At 61.2% G+C, this 17,229-nt stretch carries 23 protein-coding genes and 1 pseudogene; 12 read left to right on the top strand and 12 right to left on the bottom strand.

Annotated features, from left to right (window positions below; translation table 11 throughout):
• Positions 1 to 9 precede the first annotated feature (9 nt).
• Both FFS37_RS30645 and FFS37_RS30640 read left to right on the top strand, forming a co-directional pair.
• Positions 10 to 399 (top strand): hypothetical protein, encoded by a 390-nt coding sequence (locus tag FFS37_RS30645; protein WP_137934696.1) that lies wholly within the window; start codon positions 10 to 12, stop codon positions 397 to 399.
• Between the two features lie 152 nt (positions 400 to 551).
• Complete coding sequence (locus tag FFS37_RS30640) at positions 552 to 1,028, top strand: cupredoxin domain-containing protein (RefSeq protein ID WP_137934733.1); 477 nt, start codon at positions 552 to 554, stop codon at positions 1,026 to 1,028.
• Positions 1,029 to 1,070: 42 nt separating this feature from the next.
• Here the strand turns inward: FFS37_RS30640 and FFS37_RS30635 are convergent, their stop codons facing one another.
• The 3 genes from FFS37_RS30635 to FFS37_RS30625 are packed head-to-tail and all read right to left on the bottom strand — an operon-like array spanning position 1,071 to position 3,452.
• On the bottom strand, positions 1,071 to 1,325 hold the full coding sequence (locus FFS37_RS30635) for a DUF2249 domain-containing protein (RefSeq protein WP_137934695.1): 255 nt from the start codon (positions 1,323 to 1,325) through the stop codon (positions 1,071 to 1,073).
• Positions 1,326 to 1,362: 37 nt separating this feature from the next.
• A complete protein-coding gene (locus tag FFS37_RS30630) occupies positions 1,363 to 1,947 on the bottom strand; it encodes a UbiX family flavin prenyltransferase (RefSeq protein WP_137934694.1) in 585 nt (194 codons plus the stop codon).
• Entirely contained in the window at positions 1,944 to 3,452 is a 1,509-nt protein-coding gene (locus FFS37_RS30625) for a UbiD family decarboxylase (protein ID WP_137934693.1), read from the bottom strand. The genes FFS37_RS30630 and FFS37_RS30625 overlap by 4 nt, the downstream gene beginning before the upstream one ends.
• Positions 3,453 to 3,609: 157 nt before the next feature.
• On the opposite strand from FFS37_RS30625, the gene FFS37_RS30620 reads away from it, so the two are divergent.
• Genes FFS37_RS30620 through mog form a run of 5 tightly spaced genes read left to right on the top strand, consistent with a single transcriptional unit; the run spans position 3,610 to position 7,056 of the window.
• Complete coding sequence (locus FFS37_RS30620; RefSeq protein ID WP_137934692.1) at positions 3,610 to 4,053, top strand: hypothetical protein; 444 nt, start codon at positions 3,610 to 3,612, stop codon at positions 4,051 to 4,053.
• On the top strand, positions 4,050 to 4,628 hold the full coding sequence (gene ubiT, locus FFS37_RS30615; protein ID WP_232375827.1) for a ubiquinone anaerobic biosynthesis accessory factor UbiT: 579 nt from the start codon (positions 4,050 to 4,052) through the stop codon (positions 4,626 to 4,628). The genes FFS37_RS30620 and ubiT overlap by 4 nt, the downstream gene beginning before the upstream one ends.
• Positions 4,625 to 5,623 carry a ubiquinone anaerobic biosynthesis protein UbiU gene (gene ubiU / locus FFS37_RS30610; RefSeq protein WP_171026487.1) on the top strand — a complete coding sequence of 333 codons (999 nt, stop codon included), beginning with the start codon at positions 4,625 to 4,627 and terminating at the stop codon, positions 5,621 to 5,623. Before ubiT ends, ubiU begins: the two co-directional genes overlap by 4 nt.
• Positions 5,624 to 5,627: 4 nt before the next feature.
• Complete coding sequence (gene ubiV, locus FFS37_RS30605) at positions 5,628 to 6,527, top strand: ubiquinone anaerobic biosynthesis protein UbiV (protein WP_137934691.1); 900 nt, start codon at positions 5,628 to 5,630, stop codon at positions 6,525 to 6,527.
• Between the two features lie 22 nt (positions 6,528 to 6,549).
• Positions 6,550 to 7,056 carry a molybdopterin adenylyltransferase gene (gene mog, locus FFS37_RS30600; protein ID WP_137934690.1) on the top strand — a complete coding sequence of 169 codons (507 nt, stop codon included), beginning with the start codon at positions 6,550 to 6,552 and terminating at the stop codon, positions 7,054 to 7,056.
• Positions 7,057 to 7,099: 43 nt separating this feature from the next.
• Here mog and FFS37_RS36245 read toward each other — a convergent pair.
• A pseudogene (locus tag FFS37_RS36245) lies at positions 7,100 to 7,716 on the bottom strand (IS5 family transposase); the annotation flags it as partial.
• A 467-nt stretch (positions 7,717 to 8,183) separates the two neighbouring features.
• Here FFS37_RS36245 and ric point away from each other — a divergent pair.
• Positions 8,184 to 8,879, top strand: a complete 696-nt coding sequence (gene ric, locus FFS37_RS30590) for an iron-sulfur cluster repair di-iron protein (protein WP_137934689.1) — start codon at positions 8,184 to 8,186, stop codon at positions 8,877 to 8,879.
• A 356-nt stretch (positions 8,880 to 9,235) separates the two neighbouring features.
• Here ric and FFS37_RS30585 read toward each other — a convergent pair whose 3' ends face one another.
• The 4 genes from FFS37_RS30585 to FFS37_RS30570 form a co-directional block, all read right to left on the bottom strand.
• Positions 9,236 to 9,523, bottom strand: coding sequence for a DUF6522 family protein (locus FFS37_RS30585; protein ID WP_137934688.1), 288 nt, complete (start codon positions 9,521 to 9,523; stop codon positions 9,236 to 9,238).
• Positions 9,524 to 9,812: 289 nt separating this feature from the next.
• On the bottom strand, positions 9,813 to 10,025 hold the full coding sequence (locus FFS37_RS30580; RefSeq protein ID WP_171026485.1) for a hypothetical protein: 213 nt from the start codon (positions 10,023 to 10,025) through the stop codon (positions 9,813 to 9,815).
• A 44-nt stretch (positions 10,026 to 10,069) separates the two neighbouring features.
• Positions 10,070 to 10,408: a metal-sulfur cluster assembly factor gene (locus tag FFS37_RS30575; protein ID WP_137934686.1), complete on the bottom strand. Its 339-nt coding sequence runs from the start codon at positions 10,406 to 10,408 to the stop codon at positions 10,070 to 10,072.
• 69 nt (positions 10,409 to 10,477) lie between these two features.
• Entirely contained in the window at positions 10,478 to 10,732 is a 255-nt protein-coding gene (locus FFS37_RS30570; RefSeq protein ID WP_137934685.1) for a DUF2249 domain-containing protein, read from the bottom strand.
• Positions 10,733 to 10,983: 251 nt separating this feature from the next.
• Here FFS37_RS30570 and FFS37_RS30565 point away from each other — a divergent pair, with 251 nt between their 5' ends.
• The 4 genes from FFS37_RS30565 (at position 10,984) to hemN (ending at position 13,942) form a co-directional block, all read left to right on the top strand.
• Positions 10,984 to 11,412 (top strand): Rrf2 family transcriptional regulator, encoded by a 429-nt coding sequence (locus FFS37_RS30565; RefSeq protein WP_137934684.1) that lies wholly within the window; start codon positions 10,984 to 10,986, stop codon positions 11,410 to 11,412.
• Between the two features lie 337 nt (positions 11,413 to 11,749).
• The gene (locus FFS37_RS30560) at positions 11,750 to 11,986 is read left to right on the top strand and encodes a hypothetical protein (RefSeq protein ID WP_137934683.1); all 237 of its coding nucleotides are present in this window, start codon (positions 11,750 to 11,752) and stop codon (positions 11,984 to 11,986) included.
• A gap of 9 nt (positions 11,987 to 11,995) precedes the next feature.
• Positions 11,996 to 12,337 (top strand): ferredoxin FdxA, encoded by a 342-nt coding sequence (gene fdxA, locus FFS37_RS30555; protein ID WP_137934682.1) that lies wholly within the window; start codon positions 11,996 to 11,998, stop codon positions 12,335 to 12,337.
• 252 nt (positions 12,338 to 12,589) lie between these two features.
• A complete protein-coding gene (gene hemN, locus FFS37_RS30550; protein WP_137934729.1) occupies positions 12,590 to 13,942 on the top strand; it encodes an oxygen-independent coproporphyrinogen III oxidase in 1,353 nt (450 codons plus the stop codon).
• A 642-nt stretch (positions 13,943 to 14,584) separates the two neighbouring features.
• Here hemN and FFS37_RS30545 read toward each other — a convergent pair.
• From FFS37_RS30545 to FFS37_RS30530, 4 genes are read right to left on the bottom strand one after another with little or no spacing between them, the layout of a single operon-like run.
• Complete coding sequence (locus tag FFS37_RS30545) at positions 14,585 to 15,565, bottom strand: FAD:protein FMN transferase (RefSeq protein WP_232375826.1); 981 nt, start codon at positions 15,563 to 15,565, stop codon at positions 14,585 to 14,587.
• A gap of 16 nt (positions 15,566 to 15,581) precedes the next feature.
• Positions 15,582 to 16,124 (bottom strand): nitrous oxide reductase accessory protein NosL, encoded by a 543-nt coding sequence (locus FFS37_RS30540; RefSeq protein WP_137934681.1) that lies wholly within the window; start codon positions 16,122 to 16,124, stop codon positions 15,582 to 15,584.
• Positions 16,121 to 16,951 carry an ABC transporter permease gene (locus tag FFS37_RS30535; RefSeq protein WP_137934680.1) on the bottom strand — a complete coding sequence of 277 codons (831 nt, stop codon included), beginning with the start codon at positions 16,949 to 16,951 and terminating at the stop codon, positions 16,121 to 16,123. Before FFS37_RS30535 ends, FFS37_RS30540 begins: the two co-directional genes overlap by 4 nt.
• Positions 16,948 to 17,130, bottom strand: coding sequence for a hypothetical protein (locus FFS37_RS30530; protein WP_210240493.1), 183 nt, complete (start codon positions 17,128 to 17,130; stop codon positions 16,948 to 16,950). The genes FFS37_RS30535 and FFS37_RS30530 overlap by 4 nt, the downstream gene beginning before the upstream one ends.
• Positions 17,131 to 17,229: the final 99 nt, after the last annotated feature.

The raw sequence follows: 17,229 nt of genomic DNA, 5'->3' as shown, positions 1-17,229 counted from the left end.
GAACAAGATATGAAGCAGAACGTTCCATCGAGTAGCATTGACGACGGCATCCGGCGCTTTGCCGACATGGCCTTTTTCGGCCGGCTGGCAATCTTGATCAACGACGCCCAGCTGGATTGTGAGTGCCGTTCCAGGCTCGACGAGACGTTGGCGCGATTTGCGGCTCTGGAGATCCGACGGATCGCCCGCGAACATCTCGCCAATGCCCGCGGCCAACGCGAACGCATCGAAGCCATTCTCTTCTTCCTGCAGGACCTTGACGAAATGGGGGCTGCCGAACGAGACCGTAGCGTCTACCTGGATGTCGCGCTCCTGTTCGACGACATCGCGAACACTGCAAAGGAAGGCGCATTTTCGATGCGGCAACTCAGTTTATCCCCGGTGCAAACCGGGCCATAGGTTTTCGGCCGCAACAGTCGGCGAGGACTACAGCTGCCCTGGCGGTCCGGTTCCAGTGATCCTCGATCGCGGTCCGAACGGAGCCGGCGGCCACCTCTGGATGGGTGAAACTCAACACATTCGCAAAGGGGAGAAATCGCGTGAAGAAATGCATGATGCCAACAGTCGCGATGGTCCTCTTCGCCGCCCCGGCGCTTGCGACGGGAGTGCATTCCGGCACTCATGACGGCCATGAAATGATGATTATCGGCCAGCCGGGCATGGCGGCCAAAGTAGACCGTACCATCGCGATCAGCATGGTCGAGAACGAAGATGGATCGATGGCGTTCGATCCGGTTTCAGTCACTGTGAAAAAGGGCGAGACGGTGCGTCTGGCCTTCACCAATGAAGGCGAATACGGCCACGAATTTGTCATGGATACGCATGAGCAGTTGATGGAGCATAAGGCGGGGATGGAGAGGCTTCCCGACATGGAACACGCCGACCTCAATGCGATCCGCATCGGCCCCCAAGGAAACGGCGAGATCGTCTGGACCTTCACCAGCGTCGGCCAGTTCGACTTCGCCTGCCTAATGCCTGGTCATTACGAGCTCGGAATGAAGGGGACCCTCACGGTCGTCGCCAACTGAGCCTTGAGGCGACCGATCGACGTATTTCGTCAGGGTTGGACATCACCGCGCCGATTGAGGTCTTCCTATCTCGATCAACCAATCTGGCGGTCCCGGTTCAAGGCAAACCCAAATGTGTTCGCCAGCAAAGAACGCCTCGAACTGACGCCTGAGTTTATCAGGATCGAAATCGAGAACGACCACGAATGTCTGACCGGGTTTGAGCCCGTCGAACATCGACAAGACGGCGGACTGCTTCCTTTCAGGAGGAAGTCTCCGCACGTCATATGTCGCGCCTTTCGGCGTCTGAAGATTCATTGCAATCCTTGCCCGTTGAGAAAATCCACCAGGACGATCACGCGACGGCGACTTTCTTTTCGCCCCACCGTGTCATCTTGTCGCCAGGGTCCACGCCCGCCCAGCCAACCAGCCGGGCAGCCATCTCGACCACCATTTCCTCAATCGAGGCAAGCTTGACGTAGAATGGCGGCACCGGCGGCGCGATGATCGCCCCCATCCGGGCCAGCCTGAGCATCGCGTCAAGGTGCCCTTCGTGGAGCGGCGCCTCGCGCGGCACGATGACCAGCCGGCGCTTTTCCTTCAGGACGACATCGGCGGCCCTTGTAAGAAGGTTGTCGCCCAACCCATGCGCCATCGCCGCCAAGGTTCGCATCGAGCAGGGAACGACGATCATGCCATCCGTTCTGAAAGAGCCGCTGGCAATAGGTGCGGCCAGGTCCTGATAGGAATATGCGTGGTTGGCGACAGACGTCAGTTGGGCAAGGCCGTCGACGCCGAGTTCATGGGCGACAGTCAACTGCGCGCCCTTGGAGACGACGAGATGCGTCTCCACCCCGGCCCTGACCAGTTGACGAATGGTTTCCAGCGCGAGCACGGAGCCGGATGCACCGGTGACACCGATTATCAGCCGTTTGGTCATTCTTGCCCCTGAGCGGTCGTTTGCGAAAAAAACTCGTTCCATCGTCGGGATACCTGCTCCTCGATAGCGGCTGACATGGTCAGCTCCTTTCCCCATTCGCGAGAGGTCTCCGATCCGATCTTGCGCGTCGCATCGAGCCCGATCTTTCCTCCAAGCCCCTCGAGCGGCGACGCGAAATCGAGCTGGTCGATAGGGGTCCGATCCACCTGCATCAGATCGCGCGAGGGATCCATGCGGGTGGCGACCGCCCACATCACGTCCGGCCATGATCGAATGTCGATGTCGTCATCCACCACGACGATCATCTTGGTCATCGAGAACTGCGGCAGCAGGGACCAGAACCCCATCATCACGCGCCTGGCCTGTCCGGCATATTTCTTGGCGATCGAGATAACGGCAATCCTGTAGGAGCAGGCTTCCGGCGGAAGCCACAGGTCGACGATTTCCGGTATTTGTTGGCGCAGGAGCGGCTTGTAGACATCGAGCAGCGCCTCGCCGAGGACCGAGGGCTCGTCGGGCGCGCGCCCGGTGAACGTGGTCAGGTAATTTGCCCCGTCACGGACGCGAACGCGCTTGAGGTTGAATACGGGGTATCGTTCCGGCGCGTTGTAATATCCGGTGTGGTCGCCGAAGGGTCCCTCCAGCGCTGTCTCGGTTGGAGAGACGACACCTTCAAGCACGATTTCCGCACTGGTTGGCGCGTGAAGCATGACGCTCCTGCAGGGTGCCAATCCGACTCGGCGATTGTTGATCATCCCGGACAGTGCCAGCTCCGACACGCCTTCGGGCGCCGGCATCACCGACGCGATCAACGTGGCGGGGTCCGCCCCGATGATAACCGCCACCGGCATCTCGAGGCCCCGCGCCTGCCACATGCGATGGTGGGCGGCGCCACCTCGCATAGGCAGCCATCGTATGATGGCGCGATCACGAGCAAGCACCTGCATGCGATAAACGCCCAGATTGTATGTGCTCGGATCGTCATCGCCAGGTGGGCGAGTGATAACCACGGGCCACGTTATGAGGGGGCCGGCGTCTCCTGGCCAACAAGTCTGGACGGGAAGAAGCGAAAAATCCGGATCGGCGTCCCGCCACTCTCGGGGCGGGGCAACGATCTTCGGCCGCGCCGCGAAGGCCCCGCGCGCCGCCGGCAGCATCTGTCGGGCCTGGTGAAGGTCCCGTGGGACCCGAGGCGATCTCATCCACGCAAGAAGCGCGCCGAGGGTTTCCAGCCCGTGAAGGTCGGTGCCAAGGCCCCAAGCGACGCGTTCCCGGGTACCGAAGAGATTCGCGACGACCGGAAAGGCTGATTTGACGCCGCGATCGTCGATGGGCGTGGTCAGGCGCAGCGCCGGGCCTTTCGCGGCGATCACCCGCCTGTGGATCTCGGTCAGTTCGAGCCGTGTCGAAACCGGCACCCCTACGTCCTGCAGTTGTCCATTTCCATCCAGGTACGAAAGGAATGAGCCGAGGTCCGAAAACGACGGGAGGCAGCGGTGATGCATGGCGAATTCCGGCTCGACCGGATCGTCGGGCGGACAATTTTGCCATGCGCGCTGACGAAGAACTTTGCGCTAGCGCAAAGAGCGAACGATCCGCCCCCGCTATTTTCCCTTCTCGCATTACTTCCCAGCAAGGCGATCGAGGCGAAGGGGATTTCACATGGCAGGCAATCTCATCAGCGAAACTGTCGAAGCTTGGCGGACCGTAGTTTCCCTTCTTGCGGACCGCCGGCGGAGCAAGGCAGCGACAAGAGAATTTTGGGCAATGGGTTTGGATGAGTGCACAGGCATCTTGAATGACATCGGTCTATCGCGAAGCGAATTCGACGAAGCCATGCAGCTACCTTACGCCTCGGAAGACATGCTGACCTCAGCGATGCTCTCAATTGGCATCGATCCGGACAGCTTTGACTCGCGGAAAACAGCGCGGGACCGCTTGATGCCACGGACCTGCATTACATGCCCGCATCGCCGCCAGTGTCATAGTCACATGGCCGCCTTCGATTTCGAAAGCCACTATCAGGATTTCTGTCCGAACAGGGATAATTTTGCAGAGCTGCTGGGCAAAAGGCGCCCCATCCTCTCTCTCGTAAAATCGTCTTGATCGGCCCGAAGAGACAGGGCGTGCAAATGCTGCCGAGAAATAGCGAAGGAAGATTGCCAGCGGTGGTTCGCCATCTTTTCCCGGTCTTCACCGGCTTGCCGCTCGGGCCGCTGCTCACGCTGTCCTTGCGCTCCTTGGCCGGGCGACAGCCCCGATTGTTCGACCTCCTCGGCGAACATCGAACAGCTTGCTATTTCATCGACCCGGTCGACCTTGCCTTCGCATTTACCGTCGTACCGGACGCGGAGCGTTCGATCGTTCGTGTCGTCAGGAAAAGTGAGGCCGCGACATCAAGCGTCCAGATCAGGGGACCTATTCTGACACTGCTGAGCCTGCTCGACGGCACGCTGGATGGCGACGCGCTTTTCTTCAGCCGGATCATCTCGATCAGCGGCCGCACGGAGGCGGTCCTCGCGCTGAGGAATACGATCGAGGATGCCGAGCTTCGCCCGGCGGATCTGCTCGGCTTGCGCGGCGCACTGGCTCGTCTTGTCGATACGGGAATTCTCGGTGCGCTGGATGTCGCGCGCCAAATGGCCGCTCGCAACTCCAGACGCAAGGCACCAGAGGCATGACAAGCGGACGCATGGAACTTGTCTGCCCGGCCGGAACCCCCGCTACATTGAGGGCAGCTGTCCAGGCAGGCGCGGACGCAGTCTATTGCGGATTTCGCGACGAAACGAATGCCCGGAATTTCCCAGGACTCAACTTCTCCGGGGAAGAACTGGCCGAGGGCGTCCGCTTCGCGCATGACCACGGCAGCAAGGTTCTGGTCGCTATCAACACCTTCGCGCGGGTCAATGATGTCGACCTTTGGAAGAAGGCCGCGGACACGGCGGCCGAATGCGGCGCAAACGCGATCATCGCGGCGGACATCGCCGTCCTCGATCACGTCGCGAAAAACCATAAGCAAGTTCGTCTTCATCTCTCCGTACAGGCCGCGGCCGCGACGCCGGAAGCAATCGGATTCTACGCGACCAATTTCGGCATCCGTCGCGTCGTCCTGCCGAGGGTGCTTTCGGTTCAGGAGATCGCGGCGCTCAACCGTGCAATCGACGTGGAAACGGAAGCATTCGTGTTCGGCGGCCTTTGCGTGATGATCGAAGGCCGATGCTATCTCTCTTCGTACGCGACAGGAAAATCGCCAAATCTGAACGGCGTCTGTTCGCCACCCGAAATGGTGAGCTACGACGACGAGCCGAACAGCACGGCGGCGCGGCTTTCAGGGTACACGATCGACCGCTACGAGCCCGGCGAGCCGGTGGGCTACCCCACATTGTGCAAGGGCAAATTCAAAGCTGGCGGTAAGACCTCCTATTTGTTCGAGGATCCCGTCAGTCTGAACGCCGGCGGGATGATTGCCGGGCTGAAAGCCGCCGGCGTAACCGCCTTGAAGATCGAAGGACGCCAGCGTGGCAAAGGTTACGTGACGGAAGTGGTCCGTGCCTTCCGGAAGGCCGTCGACGCCGTCGAGCAAGGTGGCGACGCGATCGAGATCGATCGGATTCTTGCTGGCCAGTCGGAAGGTTCCCGGCAGACGGCAGGAGCGTACAGCAAGAAGTGGAGATAGCACCTTGTCCGCAATTGCGTTGACGCTTGGGCCGGTGTTCTTCCACTGGTCGCCCGACCGCCTCTTGGACTTCTACCGCAGGATAGCAGACGAGGCTCCGATCGACCGCGTCCATGTCGGCGAAGTCATATGCGGCAAGCGGATGCCGTTCTCGGACCCGGCATGGCCCGAGATCATCGAACGCCTCGAGCGTGCGGGAAAGGAAGTGGTGCTGTCCACGCTGGCGGCACCGGCAACCGTTCGAGAACGCAGAAGCATCGCGGACCTCTGCACCGACGAGCGGCTGGTCGAGATCAACGATGTCACCGCCCTGCCGTCACGCTCCGGCAAGCCCTTCGTGACTGGTCCGTTCCTGAACGTCTACAATGAGGCTGCCGCGCGGTTCATGATCCAGCACGGTGCCACAACGATATGCCCGCCCGTGGAATTGTCGCTCGCCGCCGTCGGCGCCATGGCCGGCGCATGTCCCGAGGCGGAATTCGAGATTTTCGTCTTCGGCCGGCTGCCGCTCGCGCTTTCCGGCCGATGCTATCACGCGCGCATCCACGGCCTTCACAAGGATTCCTGTCAGTTTACCTGCGAACAGGACCTGGATGGTCTTGCCGTGGACACGCTCGACGACCAGCAGTTCCTCGCGATCAATGGCGTGCAGACGCTCTCCAACCAGGTGCAGGCCTTCTGCCCCGCACCCGCGGATCTCACCTCCAGAGGCGTCCGGCGTATCCGCCTGTCTCCGCACACGTGCGACATGGTCGAGGTGGCAAAGACCTATAGAGCGCTTGCCGATGGGAGAGAGGATCCCAAGGCTGCCCGCTTCATCCTCTCGTGCCTCGATCTACCCAGCACGCTCGTCGATGGATACGCCCATGGCAAGCCCGGCTGGCTGCCAGCCCCTTCGATCTGAAGATGGATTTCGAACGAAAGAAATGACCCAGATCGCAATCGTCACGGTGTCGGACCGTGCAAGCCGCGGCGACTACGAGGACCTTGGCGGTCCAGCAATCGAGCGTTGGCTTCGACGTGTCGTAGCATCGCCGTGCGTCTTCATCCGTCGCATCGTCCCTGACGGCGTAGAAAGTGTCCGGGATGTGCTCATCGAGCTTTGCGACCAATGTGGCGTTGATCTGATCCTGACGACTGGAGGGACCGGTCCATCTCCGAGGGACCTTACCCCAGAGGCCATGCAGCAGGTCATCACCAAGGAGCTTCTCGGTTTCGGCGAACTCATGCGGCAGGCCAGCTTGCGGCAGGTCCGCACCGCAATCCTTTCACGTCAGACCGCTGGAGTACGCGGCCGTTCGCTGATCATAAACCTGCCCGGTAAACCGGCTTCGATCGACGTGTGTCTGAACGCAGTTTTTCCTGCCGTGCCGTACTGTCTCGAACTGATTGGAGCAGCGCCAATCACAGCGGATCCAACGATTTTCGGATGATCTCTCGCGCCGACATGGCCTTTAGATCTGGAGTTGTGGACCGTTAGCTGATCCATAGGATCATAGCTGCGAGCGTGACGACAGAGAGATAATTCCCGCCTGTTTTCTTGAGCGAGTTGCGACGCGTCGACGCGTCGGAACCGTTTGAGCTTAGAGAAGCAACATGCGATCAGGTCAAGATGCTGTTGATAGGGTGTTTTTGAATCCGCGAGGGTTGTTTGGAATGACGGCCACAGCGCCCTTGTCTGCGATCACCTGGCGCAGGCGATCGGTGTCCTAGGCAGCGTCGGGATGACGCTCTGGCGGGCCGTCGAACAGGGTATAAGCCTGCGGCCCATCCCCTGTTGGCCGGCGGTCAGGATGAAGCGCAGCGGCCGAGACCTCTGACGGCCATAGGGATCTTGGTGCTAAGGCCGCCGCGGGAGCGGCCAATGGCCTGATTTCCAAACCCCATCTTTAGCACTCGAAGCATGTTGATGGGCGCGGATGATCCTGGAATCGACGACACTCGAAGTCCGGATCGTCCGACATCGCCGCGAAGATGCGCCACCAGACACCCTCACGGCTCCAGCGGCTGAAGCGGCGAAAGACTCTGTTCCAATCGCCGAAGATATCGGGCCGATCGCGCTGGGGCAATCCGGTGCGCAATATCCACAGAACGTCGAAATCCCTGCCCGACACGTACGATTCGGACTTTAGAAGATAGCCATGTTCATCAAGCCAAATGCCCTGAACTCAACCGCGCCGCATGTACTCAGGCTTCTCGAGGGGAGGATGCTGCCGGCAGCTTGCTGATCTGCTTTAGGATTTTGGCGGTACTGCGCAGTGAGAACCCGACATAGGTCTGGCTGTCCACCTATGTGCTTCCGTTACTTTGAGGGCAATTGGCAGACAAACAGCCACTGAGGAATGCGAGACATCCGTGCACGCCGAAAGACGCTGCGGTTTGGCATACTCCTTCAAGGGAAAGCATTTTGGTCCTCTTTGTTCCAGCGCAAAGACTTCGGACCTGATCTGGGCAACCCTTGGTTTAGCGGTTCGCCATCTCGTCCTCACGACAATGCGTTGCGTCGAATGAGTCCTCTGAGTTTCAAAGCCGTTGTGTTGAACATGCATGGAGCTTCGTCATGAACACCCAATTCCCAGGTCCAGATCTATGGGAACGCACCGTCGGCGACATAGCCGCTACGCTGCCTGGCGCCACCGCCGTTTTCCGCAAATTCAAGATCGATTTCTGCTGCAACGGCGATCTCACCCTTGATGGCGCCGCGCACCGGCGTGGAGTCGATCCCGACGAGCTTGAGCGCGCGTTGGAGGCACTTGGTACCGGCGCCGGGGACACAGCCGCGCCCGCTGCGATGGACAGCGATGAACTGATCGGCCACATCGAAGCCTGCTACCACGAGGCGCACCGCCGCGCTCTGCCCGAGCTCATCGCCCTGTCGCGTAAGGTTGAGGCGGTGCATCGCGAGCATCCGAAGGTGCCGGCCGGCCTTTCCGATGCGTTACGGCAGATGCAGAGCGAACTGGAGCAGCACATGGCCAAGGAAGAGGCTATTCTGTTTCCCGCAATGCGGCAGTGGGCCAAAGGCAAGTTCGATATCCCGATTTCGGAACTGCGGCACGAGCACGATGACCAGGGCACCTTGCTTCGGCTCCTCGAAAGCCTCACCGACGACTTCGTCACGCCCGACGGAGCCTGCCGCTCCTGGCAGGCGCTGTACGTCGGCACGGCCCAGCTTGCCGAGGACCTGATGGAGCACATCCACCTGGAGAACAACATCCTATTCCCGCGGTTCGCGGCAACGGAAAGCCGTGCCTAGCCGCCCAACGTTGATGGCGACTGCTGCTATGTGAAGCGCTTGGCGAATCTTCGACTGATGGGCTTGGCGCTGGACGCGGTAGTCGCCGCGCAGCCACTGTTGCTGTTAACACTAACTCGCCTACGGGTCTGGGTCTTAGGAGCACGGAAAGACTCTATTGGCATAGGCACAATCAGTGGTGAGCCCTACGTTGCGATGCTCGTTGCTGCTGGAGGAAAGGCTTTTTCACTCACCCTGCAGCCTTATGACATCTCAAAACTTGGGAAGGCCTGAAAGAGCCGAGCGGAGCGAGCTGTAGGACTAGGCCTCTCGACGAACGGGCGAGGTCATTCCAGACTTCTACAAAACTCGGCGGGCTATCCGCCGGTGCGATGCAATTGGCGCGGTAGGAGAGCTTGCCCAAAGTCGATCATCGAGCGCCGTATCACGTTGCCGGCGGCATCAATGCTCAGACGCGCGCGGCGATTGCCGTAGAAGAAGCTCAATCGATATTCGCCCTCGTGCTCGCCAATCCCGCGTTCACAGAGGGAGGTAATCTCCTGTGTTCTCATCAGCGAGTGCACCGCCGTCGGATCGAGACGTAGCAAATCGGCAAGCAATCTTGCGTCAATGAGGATGTTGTCGTTGCTGATTTCGACCTGCATCGGTCCACCCTCGAATCGGAAAGCCCTTGATGAACCGTGGCGGAGCCGCAACCGATCCATTCCGGAGGATCGCTGGCGGGGAACGATCCCCACAATGCCTGCGGGATCGGACCAAGGGGCCGGTGGCTCGTGCGGTTTCATCAACTAGCAGAGCTTTGCGATCATTTCGCACCGTCACCTCCTGACCACATTAAATGATGCATTTCGTGTTGCGTCTGCTACCTGTAGTCCTGATCGGACCCATTCATGCGATCGCTTCGATTCTCTCAGAAAGGCGCGATAGTCGCCTCTATGGCTCGTCCCACCGCACCTGTTTGCTCAACCGGTGCAGAAGCGCGTTGAATTTCTGCCATCGCCTCGCGTCGACGTCGCGCAGTTGGGCACACGCCCGACCGGCAAGGCGGCAGGCGGCATCGGTATGTCCGGCCTTTGCAAGCGCCTCGAGACTGGCGACCAGGATATCCGCCAGGCCATCGATCCGATCTGCCTGTCGGTATTGCATTAGGTTGGCCTCCGTGGACTTGGTCAAGTCAGTGCGAACGTCGCTCACCACTCGCCATCATCGCCAATGCCGAGGTGGCGCTTGGCTTCGATGCTCATCTTCTGTGGCGACCAGGGCGGTTCATAGGTCAGGGTAACGTCAACGAATTCGACGCCGGGAACGCTCCACGCAGCGTCGCGGGCCCCCTCCTTCATGTAGTTGGTGGCGGGGCAACCGCGGGTCGTGGTGGTCATCACGATGTTGACGACACCGCCGTCGTTGACCAGGACAGCGTACACAAGCCCCAGATCAACGATGTTGTAGCCGAGTTCCGGATCGATCACGAGGCGAAGCGCCTGCTTGACCTTCTCGTCGTCCAGCCGCGGTTCTGCTCCAACGGTCATGTCCCGGCCCCTGCCACAGCGCCGCCCACGCAAGGTCCGCGGGCGGCTTGTTGGGTTGCGATACCCGTCTCACGCCGCCTTCGAGAGGCGACCGATCTCGACGCGCCAGACCGGCCCCCTCTCGAGATAGGTCCAGGAGAATTGGTGCGGATGTTCTGCCTCCAGCTGGTAGTAGAGGGGCTTAGGATCATGATCGTTGACGAGGATGAACTTCTCGCCGGGCGCAAGCTGATCGACAAGCTCGAAGATCTTCTGGTGCCTCTGCATCGGCACCAGGCTGCGGACATCTATTTCGTTCGTTTCTGCTTCTGTCGTAAGTGCCATTGAATCGTTCCTTCAATTTCAGTGAGGAGCGGCGGATCCAATCCTGACCTAGGTCGCCGCCGTGGCGAGGCAACTTGCGCTGCACCGACGGTCATCGATAATCGATACAGAAAGATACATTGTCAATATATGTTTTAGCGCCGTGCCAGAAACGCCGAAAATTGACCGCCTTGCAAAAGATACCTCTGCAGCGCATCTTTCTGGTATTTTGATCGCCGAGATGCCGCATTGGGTCGGCAAGAGGGCTTTGGATGAGACTGACAGATTTCTCCGACTACTCGCTGCGGTTGCTCATGTACGCTGCGGCCAGGGCCGGGCAGCTGGTCACAATCGAGGAAACCGCTCAGGTTTATGGAATTTCCCGCGCGCACCTCATGAAGGTGGCCAACCAACTAACCCGCGCCGGCTTCCTGAAGGCGGTGCGCGGTCGCCATGGCGGCCTCACGCTCGCCAGGCCGCCAGCGCAAATCCGATTGAGCGACGTCTTGCGCGCGACCGAGCCAGACTTTGCGCTGGTCGAATGCTTCCGAAGCGAAAACGCCTGCCTGATCACCCCGCGTTGTCGCCTGCGCGGCATGCTGAAAGAGGCGCTCGCCGCCTTCTCGGGGACGCTTGACCGCTACACCTTGGCCGACCTTCTGCTCAGTCCCGAAGACTTCGGCATCCAGCCGGCGGCCTAAGGGCTGGCGACGCTCCCCGCTTCACCTGGTCGCATCGTTTTCCCTTGCTGGGTCATATCCAAAAAGGTACATTTATAATATATCTTTTGTCTAGCCTGATGGTGATCACCTTGCCAGCCATTTTCATCGGTCACACGTTGCGTACCCTTCGAGGATTCTTGCCTGCGTTGACGCGCTCGGACCTCACCTGCGGCCTGTCACGCCAGGAGCGGCTCGGCCTGATCTTCTCAGCGATCGAACAATGTGGCGTCGACTGCCCGCCCTGCGCAATTTGGGCGCTGGAGCAGGATAGATCCCAGGCAGCGATGGATATTGAACTAACCGAAAGGAGATTGCCATGCTGAGCAATTCGCACGATTTCGTCCGGCCTGCAGATACAGCAGAGCGTGCTTATCTCGAATCCTTGGTTCGCGCCGATTATGACGAGAGCCACCCTGGGGAAACTTTCGACGACATGAAGAGCCGCATGTCTTTTTCCAGGGAGGATCAAGGCCTCTACCGCGACTGGATAGCCCTTGCCGTGGCTCGCGCCGAGACCGCGCGCGCGTCAAGACCGAGCCCGGTAGCCGCCTGAGGATCTCGCATGGCCTACGTCGTCACGGACAACTGCATCAAATGCAAGTACATGGACTGCGTCGAAGTGTGTCCTGTGGACTGCTTCTACGAGGGCGAGAACATGCTCGTCATCCACCCCGACGAGTGCATCGACTGCGGCGTTTGCGTCCCCGAATGTCCAGCGGAAGCAATCTTCCCGGACACGGACCCTTCAGCCACTCCGGCCTGGCTCGCGCTCAATCACGAATATGCGTCGTCCTGGCCCAACATAACGCGCAAAAAGATACCGCCGGCCGACGGGGACGCCTGGGACGGGACGCCCGGAAAGTTCGACGCACATTTCAGCGGCAAACCCGGTGAGGGCGACTGATTTGGTGCCCCTCTCTGACCATGGCCGCGGACGATGCGGGCAAATGAATCTCGGCCGACCGCTCGGGCAGCGGCAGCCGGAATGGCCCGCAGCTTCGATTTCTGTACTCGCCACGGCGCCGCCACTCTCTCGATGGCGGGCGCAACCGCTCCGCAGCATCGCCTTCCCAGATGCAAGACATTTGGCATTCCGCAAAGAAGCCGGGCGGGAAATCGACGAGTGTCCGATGCTGCAACGGAGGCGAGGAAGGTCGTGAAATTGTCTGTTTTGCAAAAATATGGTGAGGTGCGTCTGCCGCGCTATACCAGCTACCCACCGTCGCCGGAGTTCTCGCCTTCGGTCGACGTCGACACCTATGCAAACTGGCTGTCGCACCTGCCGCGAGGCGCTCCGGCCTCCCTCTACCTGCATATCCCCTTCTGCCGCTCGATGTGCTGGTATTGCGGCTGCCACACCACCGTCACGGCCAAAGATCAGCCCATCGTTGAATATCTGGATCTGCTTCGCAACGAGATCCAGATGGTCGCCGCGCAGGCGGCGCAGCCACTTCATGTCGACAGGGTACACTTCGGCGGCGGTACCCCCACCATCGTCACGCCAGCGGATTTCGTAGCATTGACGGATCTCCTTCGCGATCGCTTCGCTTTGGCCGAGACCGCCGAAATTGCGGTCGAGATCGATCCGCGCACACTCACGATCGAGATGGCGGGCGCCTTGGGCGGCGCGGGCGTCAGCCGCGCCAGCCTGGGAGTGCAGAGCTTCGACCCGGTGGTCCAGAGAGCGGTGAACCGCATCCAAAGCGAGAAGACAACACTGGAGGCGGTCGACCGCCTGCGCCAGTCCGGCGTAAGCAGCATCAATTTCGACCTGATCTACGGCCTGCCTCACCAGACGGTGCGATCCTGCATCGACACGGCCAAAACCGCAGCCGCCATGCGGCCTGACCGGCTTTCAGTTTTCGGCTACGCCCATGTGCCGTCGTTCAAGAAGCACCAGCGCATGATAGAGGAAGCCACACTGCCTGACAGCCTCGCTCGCATGGAGCAGGCACTTGCCATAGCCGACACGCTCGTTGGCGCTGGCTACGTCCAGGTCGGGCTGGATCATTTTGCGCTGCCCGACGACGATCTCGCGCGGTCGCAGGCTACGGGAAAACTGCGGCGCAACTTCCAGGGTTACACCACCGACAATTGCGAAACGCTGGTCGGCTTCGGCGCCTCCGCCATCGGTCACACCCGTCACGGCTATGTCCAGAACCAGGTCGGCCCCGGCTTCTATGCCGGTTCGATCGCTTCCGGGCGGCTGGCGACCGCCAGGGGCTACCGGCTAACCGACGAGGACCGCCTGCGCGCGGAGATCATCGAGCGTCTGATGTGCGACTTCACGGTCGACGTGCAGGAGGTTTGCAGCCGGCATGGATTTGATCCGGCCAGGTTGCTCGCCGACAACCAAAGGCTTGCCGAACTCGCCGATGACGGCATCATCGACGTCGCCGAAGGCATCATCCGGCTACCACGGGATCATCGGTTCCTGGTCCGCGCCGCCGCGGCTGCCTTCGACGCCTATCTCCATCGGTCGGGCCGAGGCCACAGTCAGGCCGCCTGACCGGCGGCAATGCTGCCGCAAGAATTCAGGCGCGGTTGATAGTTGAGGCGGCACTACCGCGCCAGCAAGTATTCCCAAATTTAACCTAAATAGATCGAGGTCGCCAGTTCAGCGACCTCGATGCTTTTAAGAATGGAGCGTGAGGGAGGCCAACCGCGTTGGCGCTGGCCGCTGCCACCATTTGGTGATATCCGCCCAGCCCGAATGGGACATCACGTTGCGAATCCTTTAGGGCACAAGCTTGAAGTTGAGCGCGAATGTACCCATCAGAATGAGATCGGACTTCAGCCAATTTGACGGCGCCGACCTTGTGCTGAGGACTCGCGGAACCGGCTCCGAGCCGCGCGACCTATCCCGAAACGATACAGGAGGTTGTAACGAAGGAACTGTCCACCTTCGGCGAATTGACGCGCCAGACGAACCCGCTTGAGGTCCCCACCGCCATCCTTTCGCGCCAAACCATCGGCATCAGGGGACTACTCGCTCTTGGTCCCCCCGCAAGCCCCCAGCGTTCGCGATCTGCCTCGCCGCGTCTTTCCAGCTATATCCTGGATCGACCTGATCGGAGCGGAACAGATCGAGATGTCCGCCCCGTTCAATGCCGCCAACCGGCGAATTGGGCCTGCTTTCCGATAGGCCTCCTCATGCCCTGATACGAGTCCACCCACCTTCATGCGACAGGATATGGACCTCGACGCCGGCATTGCCGTGGACGGCGGCCGCGATCGCGGCCACGTCCATCAGGTTGAAGGCGGTTGACAACGCATCCGCCAACGCCGCATGCCCGGCCACCACGGTGACGCTGGCATGGCGCTGGGGCGTCGCGCCGCTGCGTGGATCGATAATGTGGCTGAACCTGCCTTCCGCGTCGAAGCGGAAGCCGAACGGGCTCGACGTGGCAACCGCGCGATCCTCCACTTCGAGTACCTCGACGATGCGGGCCGAGTCGAGCGGGTCGGAGACGCCGACGCGCCACGGCCTGTCGCCTGGCGCCGAACCAATAGCGCGACTTTCACCCATGTCCACCATGGAGCGCTCGACGCCGCCGGCCTTCAGCAGATCGACCACCCTGTCGGTGACGTAGCCCTGGGCGATGCCGTTAAGCGTCAGTGCCGCGCCTGGCACCGACAGGTCTATCCGGCTGCCCGAGCAGGCGACCCGGTCGAGGCCGACGCGGCCAACGCATTCGCGCACAATCTGCGCCGAAGGTCCGGCTTCGGCGGCGCCGGACGTCGAGAAATGGCGACGGTAGGCGTCCCACAGCGGCTGCACCGTGGGATCGAAGGCGCCCCCCGTGAGCGTCCAGACTTCTCGGCTCTGTCGCAATATGTCCACCAGCTCTCGCGGCGGCGCGATGAGAAAGCGCTGACGGTTAAGGAGCGTCAGGTCTGAATCGTCCAGGTATAGGCTGAAGATGCGCTCCAGTCGCCGCACCTCCGCGACGACGTCGTTGGTCAGCTTCAGTGCCATGGCGCGGTCGGGATGATGGATGACGAGCGAGGCCTGGGCACCCATCGCCTCGCCCTGCCAGGTCACGGCTTCCTGGGCAGCCTTGCCATGCGGCGGCAGTAGCGCCATGCCGGCCGCGGCGGCGCTGATGGCGATCATGCGACGTCTGGTCATTGTTCCGGAAATCATGTCAATCGGCCTCCCTGGTGGACTGCTGCGACGTATCGCCGCCGCTGGCCTGCTCGTCCAATATGTAGTCGCGCGGAACGGCGTCGAAGCCGACCACCCTGCCGCCATGGTCGCCGGCGAAGGTCCTCGCCGCCGCCTCCGACGAAAAGGGCACGGCTTCGGCCGCTCCCATGCCGCCTTTGCGATCGCTGCCGACGACGAAGAAGGCCTTGCGGGCGTCAACCCAGTTGTCCGCACCGGGCTTCTCCCAGCTTGCCGCCTTGGCCATGTCGGAAACATAGATTGCCCTTATGTCCTTGGGCTCCTCCGGCAACATGGTGAAGGCGATCGTGTCGCGCGCCGAGGAGAACCAGATCGGCTCGTCGTATCTGGCGAGGATGACTTGCCCCTTCGGCCCGGCATGTTCGAGGATGTTCATGCCGCAATAGCGGCCCATCGCCTCCTCCGTCATGGCGAAGGGGACGGGGGGCGGCTCTGGCGCGCGCTGACACGCGTCGAGCGCGAGCAGGCTTGCGAGCAGACCTATCTTCAGATGTGGCTTCACAGTTCCCTCCGCGAGAAGGCGAGTGCGGCAAGCGCCATCGGCCCGGCAACCCATGCTACGAGCGCCGCGATCAGCGCCATGGGCGCCAATGCGACACTCTGCACGCTCCCCGCCATGCCCGAGGCAGCGGCGATCTCGGTCGAGCCGGAGAGATTGAGGATGCGGTAAGCATCGGTAGGATTGAACAGGAGCAGTGCATTCAGCGCGCCGCCGCTGACGTAGTGACCCTGGTCGGCGACCAGAATCCCCAGCAGGGCCATGTCGTAGATGACCACGAAGACCAGCCATATGCCAATGGCGACGCCGGCGGCTGTGCCGCGGTCGCGCGCCAGCGCGCTGACCAGATAACCGATCGCCACGAAGACGGCGCCCAGCAGCACCGACGACGCCGTCATCGTCGCGAACGCCGTCCAGCTTTCGCCGCCAATCCCCTTGTCCATCGCCACCAGCGCCAGTGCGGCAAGCCCGTAACCGACGCAGGTGGCGAAAGCCAGTATCGCGAGATGACCCAGGAACTTGCCGAGCAGCACCTGACGGCGACGGACCGGATAAGAAAGCAGCAGCGTCATGGTGCCGCGCTCAATCTCGCCGACGATGGCATCGTGGGAAATGAGCAGCGCAATCAGCGGTACGACGAAGATGGTCAGGCTGGCGAGGCTGATCACCACCACATCCAGCGCGCCGGCGCCGACCGTGCCGGCAGGCGCACTCCCGAGGAAGACGAGCGTCAGCGCCAGAGCTGCCAGAAGCCCCGTGGCGGCGATCACCCAGCGGTTGCGCAGGCCTTCGCGCACCTCCTTGGCCGAGAGCAGTAGGATTGTCTTCATTGGGATATCCTCTCCGCGAGGAAATGTGCATAGAGTTCATCGAGGCCGGGCGGCACCATATCGAGATCCTCGAAGGGGGCGCCCTCGCCCACGGCGCGGCGGAGGAAGGCGGCCTTGTCCTCAGGCGTGGCGTCGATCTCGACGATGTGACCGTTGATCTGCCTGAGTGTCCGTTCCAAAAAGAGTTGAGTGATTTCAGCAGGTTGTGATTCCGTCGGATTTGCGAGATTCGATGGAGATCACGATGGCCTGGACTGAAATCACCCGTGCGCATTATG

This window comes from Mesorhizobium comanense (assembly GCF_005503535.1).
GTDB lineage: Bacteria > Pseudomonadota > Alphaproteobacteria > Rhizobiales > Rhizobiaceae > Mesorhizobium > Mesorhizobium comanense.
This window is presented reverse-complemented; position numbering and strand designations above follow the sequence as displayed.